The 13,391-nt window shown below is 69.1% G+C and carries 9 protein-coding genes and 1 pseudogene; 7 read left to right on the top strand and 3 right to left on the bottom strand.

The genetic code is table 11. From position 1 onward, the window contains the following. Nucleotide 1 precedes the first annotated feature (1 nt). From VT52_RS02070 to VT52_RS02060, 3 genes are all read right to left on the bottom strand, one after another. Complete coding sequence (locus tag VT52_RS02070) at nt 2-1,954, bottom strand: APC family permease (protein WP_046416908.1); 1,953 nt, start codon at nt 1,952-1,954, stop codon at nt 2-4. Nucleotides 1,955-2,102: 148 nt separating this feature from the next. Further along, on the bottom strand, nt 2,103-2,618 hold the full coding sequence (locus VT52_RS38400; RefSeq protein WP_046416907.1) for a hypothetical protein: 516 nt from the start codon (nt 2,616-2,618) through the stop codon (nt 2,103-2,105). Nucleotides 2,619-3,085: 467 nt separating this feature from the next. After that, the gene (locus VT52_RS02060) at nt 3,086-4,660 is read right to left on the bottom strand and encodes a Na+/H+ antiporter (protein ID WP_046416905.1); all 1,575 of its coding nucleotides are present in this window, start codon (nt 4,658-4,660) and stop codon (nt 3,086-3,088) included. A 236-nt stretch (nt 4,661-4,896) separates the two neighbouring features. Between VT52_RS02060 and VT52_RS02055 the strand changes: the two are divergent. The 7 genes and pseudogenes from VT52_RS02055 to VT52_RS02025 all read left to right on the top strand — a co-directional run. Continuing rightward, a pseudogene (locus VT52_RS02055) lies at nt 4,897-5,127 on the top strand (sensor histidine kinase KdpD); the annotation flags it as partial. A 339-nt stretch (nt 5,128-5,466) separates the two neighbouring features. Further along, entirely contained in the window at nt 5,467-5,556 is a 90-nt protein-coding gene (gene kdpF / locus VT52_RS02050) for a K(+)-transporting ATPase subunit F (protein WP_016434100.1), read from the top strand. A gap of 8 nt (nt 5,557-5,564) precedes the next feature. Continuing rightward, complete coding sequence (kdpA, locus tag VT52_RS02045; RefSeq protein WP_046416900.1) at nt 5,565-7,226, top strand: potassium-transporting ATPase subunit KdpA; 1,662 nt, start codon at nt 5,565-5,567, stop codon at nt 7,224-7,226. Next, entirely contained in the window at nt 7,226-9,379 is a 2,154-nt protein-coding gene (gene kdpB / locus VT52_RS02040) for a potassium-transporting ATPase subunit KdpB (protein WP_046416899.1), read from the top strand. Before kdpA ends, kdpB begins: the two co-directional genes overlap by 1 nt. A 5-nt stretch (nt 9,380-9,384) precedes the next feature. Beyond that, on the top strand, nt 9,385-9,999 hold the full coding sequence (gene kdpC, locus VT52_RS02035) for a potassium-transporting ATPase subunit KdpC (protein ID WP_046416942.1): 615 nt from the start codon (nt 9,385-9,387) through the stop codon (nt 9,997-9,999). A gap of 130 nt (nt 10,000-10,129) precedes the next feature. Then, nucleotides 10,130-10,813 carry a response regulator gene (locus VT52_RS02030; RefSeq protein WP_046416897.1) on the top strand — a complete coding sequence of 228 codons (684 nt, stop codon included), beginning with the start codon at nt 10,130-10,132 and terminating at the stop codon, nt 10,811-10,813. A gap of 2 nt (nt 10,814-10,815) precedes the next feature. Next, the gene (locus tag VT52_RS02025) at nt 10,816-13,362 is read left to right on the top strand and encodes a sensor histidine kinase (protein WP_046416896.1); all 2,547 of its coding nucleotides are present in this window, start codon (nt 10,816-10,818) and stop codon (nt 13,360-13,362) included. Nucleotides 13,363-13,391: the final 29 nt, after the last annotated feature.

Here is a 13,391-nt window from a genome sequence, read left to right as displayed (position 1 = left end):
CTCAGCCGGTATGCACACGCGGGCGGCGTTCCCGGTTCGGCTCGGCCTCGCGCAGGACCTCTCGGGTGACCGGGGCGACCTCGCCCTGGCCGAAGAGGAAGAAGCGCAGGAAGTTGGCGAAGGGGTTGCCCTCGGTCCACTCGAAGTAGATGTGCGGGGTGCAGCCGGTCATGTCCCGGGCGTGCAGGACGAGGGCGGCCAGGGCATTGGAGATGGAGGAGGACTCCATGGTCAACACGCGGTAGCTGTCGTGCAGAACCTCACCGCGGACAGTGAGGCTCTCCTCCTCGAACTCGGAGGGGTCGCTGACCGTGACCTCGACGAAGACGAAGTCCTCCTGCTCGGGCATGTCGTTGTCGGCGCGGATCTGCTCGATCTTGTCGCGGTACTCAGCCTTGTCGCGCTGGTCCGGCTCGTTGGCGATGAAGCGGAGCTTGCGGCTGGCCATGTCCCGGATGAATCGTTCCGCCACGGGGTCCAGTTCGACCTGCGTGACGCGCAGCTCGAAGGCACGGGCCAGCCGGGACAGCATCGAGACGAGGATGATGGCGGCGATGAAGCAGGCACCGATCTTCACACCGTCCGGGCGCTCGACGACGTTGGCGCCGGTGACATAGAGCAGCACCGCGGTCACCACCGAGAAGCCGATGAGCCACCCACGTTCTCCGGCACGGTGAGCGGCGATGGCCACCGCGATCGAGGCCGAGGACATCAGGACCAGCACACCCGTGGCGTAGGCGCCGCCCTGCGCATCGACACTGGCGTCGAAGAGCCAGGTGATCAGGAAGGAGATCAGAGTGAAGACGATCACCATGGGGCGCACGGCACGCGCCCACTGCGGGGCCATGCCGTAGCGCGGCAGATAGCGGGGCATGAGGTTGAGCAGGCCGGCCATGGCGGAGGCGCCGGCGAACCACAGGATGGCGATGGTGGAGAGGTCGTAGATCGTGCCGAAGGTGCCGCCGAGGTATTCGTGCGCCATGTAGGCCAGCGCGCGTCCGTTGGCCTGGCCGCCCGTCTCGAACTCCTTCGCCGGGATGAGCACGGTGGTGATGAAGCTGGTGAGGATCAGGTAGATGCTCATGATCACCGCAGCGGTGGTCAGCAGCTTCCTTGTGTCCCGGACCCGGCCCTTGGGGTTCTCCTCGGTGTCGTCCGGGTCTCCCTGGATGTGCGGCATGACCGCGACGCCGGTCTCGAAGCCGGAGACGCCGAGGGCCAGCTTCGGGAAGACCAGCAGAGAGACGCCGATCATGGCGAAGACGTTCCCGTGCTCGGCGGTCAGACCGTGGGTCCAGTCGGTGACCACGTGGCCCGCGGTGAACACGTGCCACAGCCCGACGGCCACCACGACCGCGTTCAGGCCCAGGTACGCCACCACCAGAACGACCGCGACGCCGATCGCCTCCATGAAGCCCTTGAGGAACACCGCGCCCAGCAGGGCGACGAGGAACAGCGTGACCAGCATCTGCTGGTTGTGCAGCAGGCTGTTCAGATGCGGGTTCTCCACCAGGTGGGTGGAGGCGTCGGCCGCGGACAGGGTGATGGTGATGACGAAATCGGTGGCGGCGAAACCGAGCAGGGCCAGGACGAACAGCTTGCCCTTCCAGAAGGAGAGCAGCCTCTCCAGCATCGCGATCGAGCCCTCACCCCGCGGGCTCTCCGCGGCCACCCGGCGGTAGACCGGCAGAACGCCGAAGAGGGTGACCACGACGAGCACGACGGTAGCCACCGGGGACAACAGTCCGGCCGCCAGGGCGGCGATCCCGGGCTGGTAGCCGAGAGTGGAGAAGTAGTCGACACCGGTCAGGCACATCACCCGCCACCAGCGCTGCCCCGCGTGCGGCGCACCCGCCTCGGCGTACGGCCCCTGCTGGTGTCCCGCCCGGTCGGCCAGACCCTCCAGCATCCACGTCCGCAGTCGGCTCGGCGGCGGGTGTTCGGTGGTGGCCATCGACGTGCTCTCCAGGTGTGCGGCTCAGCGGCTCGGTCGGGGTCCGGCCATCCCACGGATGGCGGCATCAGCTAAGCAGAGAGCGGCCCACGGGCCCGTGAGCGATCTCACGGAGCGCGTCAAGTTTCCGTTAAGGCGGCATACTCTCTCACCGGCTGGAGCGTGACCACGACCAGAAGGAAGACGATGCGGTCGGACAGGACCGTTGTGCCGCCCCTGACACCACTGCCGCCGCCACCCGCCTCCGTGCGGGCGGTCGCCAGGTCGTGCCGTAGTTCCAGTGGTCCGGCCGCAGCGCCACCGTGTCCGTGCGGGCCCTGCGCAGCGACTCGGCCCATGCCTTGCCGCGGTCCTCGGCGACGGCCTCGGCAAGGTTGGCGAAGACGACCGTCAGCCAGAGACTGATGATCCAGGTGAACATGGCTGGATGCAGTAACGCCGACAGCGTGGTGAGGACCGCGCCGACGGACACGACGAACAGCACCGGGTTCCGCGCCAGAACGCGCGGGTGGAGCTTGCGCGGCGCCTCGGGGAAGGAGCGGACGAGCGGGGCGGGTTCGAACAGCCCGCTCGGGGCGCGCCGCCTCGCACTTCCCTCCGCCCTGGGCCGGGGCGCGCGTTCGGGGCGTGAGAAGGGGGCCTGCTCCGGGGCAGCGGGAAACATGGACACCTTCGTGCCTTGACCGTGGACAGGGACTGTGGCCGCCACCGTGCGGGGCCGGGGCCCCGGCCCCGCACGGTGGCGCACGAACGCCGGCGATGAGGCGACGGCAGGCGTCCTGCGCGCGTGCGCGTCCCCTCGGACACGCACCGGGCCGCCTTCGCGTCACCGCGAAGTGGGGACTCCGCTCCTCGTGAGCGGCCGCTGACGTCCGTGGCCCCAGCGGCGGCCGACAGTGAATCCAATCCCGCTCGCCGCTCCGACCGGCACGGCGCCCAGGGAATTTGCGGCACTCGTACGGCGCGGCGCGGGTCGCCGTCAAAGTGCCGTCGAACAAAGCCGGTTCGCCATCAGAAAGCCGTCCGGACGAGACAGAGGTGGCTGAACATGCTGCTCACCGTCCTGTGGCTGCGCCCAGGCTGACGGAATTCCGCTCAGCGGTCATCGGTGACGCAAGGAGGAAAAGTCGCTCAGGCATCCGTGAGCCGGGCTTCTTCCAGGTCGAGGGAGCGCTGGAGGCGGCGGCGGGTGGTGTCGCTGATGCGGTGGGCCTCGTACAGACACTGCAGTTCCTCCGTCTCCACGGCGATCAGGTCGCGGCGGAGCTGGCGGTAGGCGAGATCGGCCGACTCGGTGGCCGCGGCGGTGCCGTTGTTCTCGGCGAGGTGGTCTCGGGCGTCCTCCAGGCGGGCGTTCAGACCGCGACGGAGCCGGTCGAGCACGATGTCGGAGACGGCCTCCAACTCGGCCAGCTCCTCAAGCCGGGCCAGCCCCGCTCGGGCCAAATGGGAGCGGGCCTCGGTCTCCTCGCGTTCGGTGTGGGCCTGTTCCAGGGCGATGCCGGAGGCACGAACCACGGGCGCGAGGGTGAAGCCCTGGACGACCAGGGTGACCACGACCACGGAGGTGGTGAGCACGAGGACGAGGGGCCGGTCGGTCAGCGTGCTGCCGCTCCTGGTGACCTCGGGGAGGGAAAGGGCAGCGGCCAGCGGCATCACGCCGCGCGTGCCGGCCCAGGTGAGGACCATCGGGAGCCGCCAGTTCGGCGGGTGGATGCCGCCCTTGCGCTGCACGATCGCGGACAGCGGCGCGAGCCACAGCATCCGCACGGCGATGAGCGTGGCTGCGACGGCGAGGGCGTACAGCGGCCAGGTGCGGTCGCCGTCGGCCAGCGCCCGTACCTCGGCCGGGAGGGCCAGCCCGATGAGGCTGAACACCACGCTCTCCAGGAGGAACACGACCGTGCCGTACACGGCGTGCAGTTGGAGCCGTATGCGGGCGTTGGTGAGCCGGTCGCCCCGGCCGCCCAGGATCACCCCGGCGACCACGCACGAGGTCACTCCGGAGGTGTGCGCGGCCTCCGCCAGGAGATAGGAGGCATACGGGGTGACCAGCGCGATCACCGTCTCCAGCACCGGGTCCTCAGTACGGCGGCGGATCAACATGATCACTCCGGCGACCGCCGCCCCGATCACCGTGCCGCCTCCGGCCAGCAGCAGGAACTGACCGCCGGCCGCACCCCAGTTCGCGGCCGCCGACGCGATCGCGATACCCGCCGCCACCCGGACCAGCACCAGGGAGGTGGCGTCGTTGAACAGGCTCTCCGCCTGGACCAGGACCTGCACCCGGGGTGGGAGGGCGAGCCTGCGTCCGAGCGCGGTCACCGCGACCGGGTCGGTGCTGGCCAGCACCGCGCCCAGCACGAACGCCATCTGCCAGGACAGCGGCGTCACACACGCCGCCACCACAGCGACAGCTGCCGCCGACGCCAGGACCAGACCGATCGCGAGGATCCCGACCGGCTTCCACACCGCCCGCAGCTCGCGCCACGGCATGTCCTCCGCGCTCGCGTACAGCAGAGGCGGCAGCACCACCAGCCCGATGATCTCGGGGCTGATCTGGATCTCGGGAGTGCCCGGCAGGAGCGCGACGGCAAGACCGGCCACCACCAGCAGGGAGGGGGCTGGGATGCGCCACCGGCGCGCGAAGGTCGCCACCAAGGTGGCCAGAACGACCAACACGAGAACCGTCCCGACGCTCCGCATGCCGTGTCCCCCTGGGCTGAAAAAGGGGAGCCGCCCCGACCCCCCGCCGACCAGACTTCCCGGCACACCGCTCTCACCTTATCGGCCCAGGTCACGTCAAAGCAGTGTCAAGGCGATCGGTATCGACGCCAAGGAAGCGCTAAGAGGCGTCCCGCACGGCTCCGGGAGAGGCCTTCTTAGGAGCAGCCCCTTCATCATGGGGGAGTTGATCCAGTGAGCGGAGCGCGTCGGCGGCGATGAGTGACGTACGGCCCGGACGACTGAAGGTCTACCTCGGCGCGGCCCCCGGGGTCGGCAAGACCTACCGGATGCTCGACGAAGGGCACCGCCGTGCCTCGCGCGGGGCGGACGTGGCGGTCGGCTTCGTGGAGTGCCAAGGCCGCCCGCACACCGAGGCGATGCTCGACGGCCTCCAGGTCGTCCCGCGTGCCCCCTGCCTGTACCGCGGTGGGGACTTCGAGGAGATCACCGCGTTCCATACCAGTGACGTCAGAGACGCTGAGGACGCGAACAAATCATTTTGACGCCGTTCTGATAAGGACCACGCGGTCCTCGGTGTCGCTCACACGCCAGGGCTGCCGGCCGGTATGGGTCACTGGCGTAAGGGCTCCGTCAAGGTCGACGGGCCTGCCGTAAGAGGGCCGTCAACGGACGACCGGATCCGGCCAGAACCGCGGTTTCCTCTAATCGTCCTTGTTCCGCCCCCGAATCTCTCAGGAGTTCACGATGGCCGATCTGGCCTTCGTCGCCATCACGGTCGCGGTGTTCGCGCTGGTGGCTCTCGTCGCCAAGGGGGTGACGAAGCTGTGACCGCCGAAAACATCGTCGGTCTGGTCGTGGCCGTCGCCCTGCTGGGCTATCTCGTCCTCGCCCTGATCTTCCCGGAGAGGTTCTGAGTACAGACATGGGTCCCGTCCTTGCTGACGTGCTCTTCGTGACCGCGCTGATCGGCGTGCTCACATTGGTGCACCGTCCCCTCGGCGACTACATGGCCGCCGTCTTCCAGTCCACGAAGCACCTGCGCGCCGAGCGGTGGATCTACCGCTCGGTGGGCGCCGACCCGGACGCGGAGATGCGCTGGCCCGCCTACCTGCGAGGGGTGCTGTTCTTCTCCGCCGTCAGCGTGCTGTTCCTCTACCTGCTCCAGCGGGTGCAGGACAAGCTGCCGCTGTCGCTGGGCTTCAAGCCGATCAGCCCGGACCAGGCGTTCAACACGGCCGCCTCCTTCGTGTCCAACACGAACTGGCAGTCGTACTCGGGGGAGGTGGCCATGAGCCACGTCACCCAGACGATGGGTCTGGCCGTGCAGAACTTCGTCTCGGCGGCCGTGGGCATCGCCGTCGCGGTGGCGCTGGTGCGTGGCTTCGCCCGCTCACGAACCGGTGAGCTGGGCAACTTCTGGGCAGACCTGGTGCGCTGCGTCATCCGGATCCTGATCCCGCTCTCCGTTGTCGCGGCCGTGGTGCTGATCGCCTGCGGTGCCATCCAGAACTTCGGTGACATCCACCACATCACCACGCTGACCGGCCAGAGGCAGGCCATCAGCCCGGGTGCCGTCGCTTCGCAGGAGGCGATCAAGGACATCGGTACCAACGGCGGCGGCTACTTCAACGCCAACAGCGCACACCCGTTCGAGAACCCCAACGGGTTCACGAACTGGCTGGAGATCTTCCTGCTGCTGGTGATCCCGTTCTCGCTGCCGCGTACCTTCGGCAAGATGGTCGGCTCGGTCAAGCAGGGCTACGCGATCGTGGCCGCGATGGGCATCATCTGGTTCGCCGGCGTGCTGGCCGTGACCTGGCTGGAGTACGCCCACCCGGGCACCGCAGCGCAGCTGGCGGGCGGCGCGATGGAGGGCAAGGAACAGCGCTTCGGCGAGGGCAACTCCTCACTGTTCGCGGTGTCCACCACCATGACGTCGACCGGCTCGGTGGACGCCTTCCACGACTCCTTCAGCGGTCTGTCCGGTGGCGTGCTGCTGCTCGGCATGATGCTGGGCGAGATCGCGCCCGGCGGCACCGGCTCCGGCCTCTACGGCATGCTGATCATGGCGATCATCGCGGTGTTCATCGCCGGTCTGATGGTCGGCCGCACCCCCGAGTACCTGGGCAAGAAGATCGGCGCCCGCGAGATGAAGCTGGCCGCCTGCTACATCCTGGTCACCCCGTCCCTGGTGCTGATCGGCGCGGCTCTGGCGATGGCGCTCGGCAAGGGCCAGTCGTCGATGACGAACGTGGGCGCGCACGGCTTCTCCGAGGTGCTGTACGCCTACACCTCCGCGTCCAACAACAACGGCTCCGCGTTCGCCGGATTCGGCGCGAACACCGAGTACCACAACACGATGCTGGGCCTGTGCATGCTGCTGGGCCGCTTCCTGCCCATGGTGTTCGTGCTGGCTCTGGCCGGCTCGCTCGCCGAGCAGAAGCCGATCCCGGTCACCGCGGGCACCCTGCGCACGGAGAAGCCGCTGTTCACCGGCCTGCTGGTGGGAGCGATCCTGATCATCACCGGTCTGACGTTCTTCCCGGCCCTGGCCCTGGGCCCGCTTGCCGAAGGCCTGGCGTGATGACCACCGACACATCGAAGACAGAGATAGAGAAGCAGGACTCCATGTCCACTCCGTCCACTCCCACCCTCGCGCCCCACCAGGACGCGCCGACGGGTCACAAGGCCGACGAGGGCCGGGTCGGCGGCGGCCTGTTCGACCCCAAGCAACTGCTCAGCTCGCTGCCGGACGCTTTCCGCAAGCTCGATCCGCGGGTGATGGTCAAGTCGCCCGTGATGTTCGTGGTCCTCGTCGGCTCCGTCCTGACGACGGTCTTCTCCTTCAAGGACCCGACCGACTGGTTCGGCTGGACCATCAGCGCCTGGCTGTGGCTGACGGTGATCTTCGCCAACCTGGCGGAGGCGGTCGCCGAGGGCCGCGGCAAGGCCCAGGCCGACACCCTGCGCAAGGCCAAGACCGACACCGTCGCCCGCCGGCTGCTCGCGGACGCCACCACCGAGGAGAAGGTGCCCGGCACCGCGCTGACCATCGGCGACCTGGTGGTGTGCGAGGCCGGCGACATCATCCCCGGCGACGGCGACGTCGTCGAGGGCGTCGCCTCGGTGGACGAGTCGGCGATCACCGGCGAGTCCGCACCGGTCATCCGCGAGTCCGGCGGTGACCGGTGCGCCGTCACGGGCGGCACGAAGGTGCTGTCCGACCGGATCGTCATCAAGATCACGACGAAGCCGGGCGAGACCTTCATCGACAGGATGATCAACCTGGTCGAGGGCGCCGCCCGGCAGAAGACCCCCAACGAGATCGCGCTCAACATCCTGCTCGCCTCGCTGACCGTCGTCTTCCTGCTCGCCGTGGCCACCCTGCCGCCGTTCGCGAACTACGCGCACTCCCACCTCGGCATGGTCGTGCTGGTCGCCCTGCTGGTCTGCCTGATCCCGACCACCATCGGCGCGCTGCTGTCCGCGATCGGCATCGCCGGCATGGACCGCCTCGTCCAGCGCAATGTGCTCGCCATGTCGGGCCGCGCCGTCGAGGCAGCCGGTGACGTCTCCACCCTGCTCCTGGACAAGACCGGCACCATCACCCTCGGCAACCGGCAGGCCGCCGAGTTCGTGCCGGTGCACGGGACGACACAGGCCGAGGTCGCGGACGCGGCCCAGCTGTCCTCGCTGGCGGACGAGACCCCCGAGGGCCGTTCCGTCGTCGTCCTGGCAAAAGAGAAGTACGGGCTGCGGGAACGCCACCAGGGCGAGCTGACCCACGCCGAATGGATCGCCTTCACCGCCCAGACCCGTATGTCAGGTGTGGACGTCGACGGCCGCAAGGTCCGCAAGGGCGCGGCCGGTTCGGTCATCACGTGGGTCAGGGAACAGGGCGGCACGGTCGCCGAGGACGCCGACACCGTCGCCGACCGGATCTCCGAGGCCGGCGGCACCCCGCTGCTCGTCGCCGTGCACGACGAGCGCGGCGCCCGCGTCCTCGGTGTCATCCACCTCAAGGACGTCGTCAAGGAGGGCATGCGCGAGCGGTTCGAGGAACTGCGCCGGATGGGCATCAAGACCGTGATGATCACCGGCGACAACCCGCTGACCGCGAAGGCGATCGCCGAGGAGGCGGGCGTCGACGACTTCCTCGCCGAGGCCACCCCCGAGGACAAGATGGCCCTCATCAAGCGGGAGCAGGCCGGCGGCAAGCTGGTCGCGATGACCGGTGACGGCACCAACGACGCGCCCGCGCTCGCGCAGGCCGACGTCGGCGTCGCGATGAACACCGGCACGTCGGCCGCCAAGGAGGCCGGCAACATGGTCGACCTCGACTCCAACCCGACCAAGCTGATCGAGATCGTCGAGATCGGCAAGCAACTCCTCATCACCCGCGGCGCGTTGACGACGTTCTCCATCGCCAACGACGTGGCGAAGTACTTCGCGATCATCCCGGCGCTGTTCGCCGCCGTCTACCCGGGCCTGGACAGGCTGAACATCATGCGGCTGTCCTCGCCCGACTCCGCGATCCTGTCCGCCGTCATCTTCAACGCGCTGATCATCATCGCGCTGGTCCCGCTGTCCCTGAAGGGCGTGCGGTACCGGCCCATGAGCGCCGACAAGATGCTCCGCCGCAACCTCGGCCTCTACGGCATCGGCGGCCTGATCGCCCCCTTCATCGGCATCAAGCTCATCGACCTGCTCATCTCGCTCATCCCCGGGATCGGGTGAAGGACATGAACAATTCCTTTGTGAACTTCGGCCGCATGACGTGGGCCGCCTCGCGCATGCTGCTCGTCCTCACCGTCGTGACCGGCATCGTCTACCCCCTCCTCGTCACCGGCATCGGTCAGACCGCCTTCCGCCACAAGGCCAACGGCTCGATCGTCGAGGTCGACGGCAAGGAGGCCGGCTCCTCCCTGATCGGCCAGAGCTGGAACATCAAGGGCACCGACAAGCCGGACCCGAAGTGGTTCCAGCCCCGCCCGTCCAACAGCGACTACGACCCACTGGCCACCGGCTCCAACCAGCTCAGCGCCAGCAACCCGAAACTGGTGAAGCTGGTCCGGGACGCCAAGGAGCGGGTCGCCGAGTTCAACGGCGTACCCCAGTCCGAGGTGCCCAAGGACGCGGTTACCGGCTCGGCCTCCGCGATCGACCCGGACATCTCCCCGAAGTACGCGGACATCCAGGTTGGTCGTGTGGCCAAGGCGAACGGACTGCCCGCCGCCCAGGTCCGGAAGCTGGTCAAGGACCACACCGACGGCCGCGTCATCGGCTTCATGGGCGAGCCCCGCGTCAACGTTCTGGAGCTCAACATCGCGCTCAAGGGCCTCGTGGCGAAGCGTTGATGGGATTACACGACATGCTCGGGAGTCGACGGACGAGGGAAAACCCGAGTCCGTCGGCTCCCGCTGTCATGAGGTCGGCAGGCTCTCCCGGCGCCTTCGGCCCGGCGTACGAGAGGAAAGGCACACACCCATGACCAGGGTGCTCGTGGTGGAGGACGACCCGCAGCTCGTACGGGCCCTCGTGATCAACCTGCAGGCGCGCCAATACTGTGTCGACGCCGCCCCCGACGGCGCCACCGCACTCCATCTGGCAGCGGCCCGCCAGCCCGACGTGGTACTTCTCGACCTCGGCCTGCCCGACATGGACGGCGCCGACGTCATCAGGGCTCTGCGCGGCTGGACCCGCGTCCCGATCATGGTCCTGTCCGCCCGCCAGTCGTCCGACGAGAAGGTCGCGGCCCTCGACGCGGGCGCCGACGACTACGTCACCAAGCCGTTCAGCATGAACGAGCTGCTCGCCCGGCTGCGCGCCGCCGTCCGCCGCACCGAGGACACGCCACTCGTCCCGGAGACGACGCTGGTCGAGACGGAGGACTTCACTCTCGACCTGCCGGCCAAGAAGGCCGTACGGAACGGGCGGGACGTACGGCTGACCCCGACCGAGTGGCACCTGCTGGAAATCCTGGTCAGCAACCCCGGCCGGCTGATCACTCAGAAGCAGCTGCTCCAGGAGGTCTGGGGGGTCTCGCAGAGCAACAAGACCAACTACCTGCGCGTCTACATGGCCCAGCTGCGGCGCAAACTGGAATCCGACCCCGCTCACCCCCGCTATCTCATCACCGAGCCCGGCATGGGCTACCGCTTCGAAGGATGAACATGGCACGCGGCAAGTTCCGGATCTACCTCGGCGCGGCACCCGGCGTCGGCAAGACCTACGCCATGCTGTCCGAGGCGCACCGCCGGGTGGAGCGGGGCACCGACTGTGTCGTCGCCTTCGTGGAGCACCACGGCCGCTCGCGCACCGAGGTGATGCTGCACGGCCTGGAACAGATCCCGCGCAAGCAGATCGAGTACCGGCGCGGCGTCTTCGGCGAAATGGACGTGGACGCCGTCCTCGCGCGCCGCCCCCAGGTGGCGCTGGTGGACGAATTGCCGCACACCAACATCCCCGGCTCGCGCAACGCCAAGCGCTGGCAGGACGTGGAGGAACTGCTCGCGGCCGGTATCGACGTCGTCTCCACGGCCAACATCCAGCACCTGGAATCGCTCGGGGACGTCGTGGAGTCGATCACCGGCGTTCGGCAGCAGGAGACCGTTCCGGACGAGATCGTCCGGCGGGCCGACCAGATCGAACTGGTCGACATGTCCCCGCAGGCCCTGCGGCGCCGAATGGCGCACGGCAACATCTACAAGCCGGACAAGGTCGACGCGGCCCTGTCCAACTACTTCCGCCCCGGGAACCTGACCGCCCTGCGCGAGCTGGCACTGCTGTGGGTGGCGGACCGGGTCGACGAATACCTGACCGAGTACCGCAGCGAGCACCGGGTCTCCAAGATCTGGGGCTCTCGCGAGCGGATCGTGGTCGGGCTCACCGGCGGTCCCGAGGGCCGTACGCTCATCCGGCGCGCCTCGCGCCTGGCCGAGAAGGGCGCGGGGGGCGAGGTCCTGGCCGTCTACATCTCCCGCAGCGACGGCCTGACCTCCGCCTCACCGAAGGAACTCGCCGTCCAGCGCACCCTGGTGGAGGACCTGGGCGGCACCTTCCACCACGTGGTCGGCGACGACATCCCCGCGGCCCTGCTCGACTTCGCGCGGGGCGTGAACGCCACCCAGATCGTGCTGGGCGTCTCCCGTCGCAGCAGCTGGCAGTACGTCTTCGGGCCGGGTGTCGGCGCCACGGTCGCCCGGGACTCCGGCCCCGACCTCGACGTCCACCTGATCACCCACGACGAAGTGGGCAAGGGCCGAGGACTGCCCGTCGCCGCCAGGGGCGCGCGGCTCGGCCGGGCCCGGGTCATCTGGGGATGGCTGGCCGGAATCGGGGGACCGGTGCTCCTGACCTGGCTGCTGAGCAGTGTCGCCCCCGGCCTCGGACTCGCCAACGACATGCTGCTGTTCCTGACGATGACCGTGGCGGCGGCCCTGCTCGGCGGGCTCCTCCCCGCCTTGGCCTCGGCGGTGGTCGGATCCGCCCTGCTGAACTGGTACTTCACCCCGCCAGTCCACACCTGGACGATCGCCGATCCGAAGAACATCGTCGCCATCGCGGTCTTCTTCGGCGTCGCCGTCTCCGTCGCCTCCGTGGTGGACCTGGCCGCCCGCCGCACCCACCAGGCGGCCCGGCTCCGCGCCGAGTCGGAGATCCTTTCCTTCCTCGCGGGCAACGTCCTGCGCGGCGAGACCACCCTGGAAGCACTCCTGGACCGGGTCCGCGAGACCTTCGGGATGGAGTCGGCGGCCCTGCTGGAACGCGAGAACGACATCGCTCCCTGGACCTGCGCCGGCAGCGTCGGCCCCCGCCCCTGCACCGCCCCCGACGCAGCCGAAGTGGACGTCCCGGTCGGTGACCACCTGACCCTGGCCCTCTCCGGCCGTGTCCTGCCCGCCGAGGACCGCCGCGTCCTGGCCGCCTTCGCCGCGCAGGCCGCCGTCGTCCTGGACCGACAGCGTCTGCAGCAGAAAGCCGACGAGGCGAAGGCCCTGGCCGAGGGCAACCGCATCCGCACCGCCCTGCTCGCCGCCGTCAGCCACGACCTGCGCACCCCGCTCGCCGGCATCAAGGCCGCCGTCACATCCCTGCGCTCGGACGACGTGGAATGGTCCGAGGCCGATCAGGCGGAGTTCCTGGCGGCCATCGAGGAGGGTGCCGACCGCCTGGACCACCTCGTCGGCAACCTCCTCGACATGTCCCGCCTCCAGACCGGCACCGTCACGCCGATCATCCGCGAGACCGACCTCGACGAGGTGATCCCCATGGCGCTCGGCGGCGTACCCGAGGACCGCGTCGACCTCGACATCCCGGAAACCCTCCCCATGGTCGACGTCGACCGCGGGCTGCTGGAACGCTCCGTCGCCAACGTCGTCGAGAACGCGGTCAAATACAGCCCGCCGGATGAGCCTGTCCTGGTCTCGGCCAGTGCCATAGCCGACCGGGTCGAGGTCCGCGTCGTCGACCGCGGCCCCGGCGTCCCGGACGAGGCCAAGAGCCGCATCTTCGAGCCGTTCCAGCGCTACGGCGACTCCCCCCGCGGCGCAGGCGTCGGCCTCGGCCTCGCGGTCGCCCGTGGCTTCGCCGAGGCCATCGGCGGCACCCTCGACGCCGAGGACACCCCCGGCGGCGGCCTCACCATGGTCCTCACCCTGCCGACGGCACCCGGGCGCTGCCAGGAGGAGCCCGAGCGCACGTCCGCCGTCACGCGATGAACGGCATGGAGCGCAGGAGCCTCAGCCCG

This window comes from Streptomyces malaysiense, from assembly GCF_000980885.2.
In the GTDB taxonomy this organism is placed as follows: domain Bacteria; phylum Actinomycetota; class Actinomycetes; order Streptomycetales; family Streptomycetaceae; genus Streptomyces; species Streptomyces malaysiense.
The sequence above is the reverse complement of the archived record's forward strand: the minus strand, read 5'-3'. Positions and strand labels throughout refer to the sequence as shown.

Bases quoted from the DNA above. Each gene is read 5' to 3' on its own strand.
- VT52_RS02070 (WP_046416908.1), bottom strand. From the start codon at position 1,954: ATGGCCACCACCGAACACCCGCCGCCGAGCCGACTGCGGACGTGGATG.
- VT52_RS38400 (WP_046416907.1), bottom strand. From the start codon at position 2,618: ATGTTTCCCGCTGCCCCGGAGCAGGCCCCCTTCTCACGCCCCGAACGC.
- VT52_RS02060 (WP_046416905.1), bottom strand. From the start codon at position 4,660: ATGCGGAGCGTCGGGACGGTTCTCGTGTTGGTCGTTCTGGCCACCTTG.
- kdpA (WP_046416900.1), top strand. From the start codon at position 5,565: ATGGGTCCCGTCCTTGCTGACGTGCTCTTCGTGACCGCGCTGATCGGC.
- kdpB (WP_046416899.1), top strand. From the start codon at position 7,226: ATGACCACCGACACATCGAAGACAGAGATAGAGAAGCAGGACTCCATG.
- kdpC (WP_046416942.1), top strand. From the start codon at position 9,385: ATGAACAATTCCTTTGTGAACTTCGGCCGCATGACGTGGGCCGCCTCG.
- VT52_RS02030 (WP_046416897.1), top strand. From the start codon at position 10,130: ATGACCAGGGTGCTCGTGGTGGAGGACGACCCGCAGCTCGTACGGGCC.
- VT52_RS02025 (WP_046416896.1), top strand. From the start codon at position 10,816: ATGGCACGCGGCAAGTTCCGGATCTACCTCGGCGCGGCACCCGGCGTC.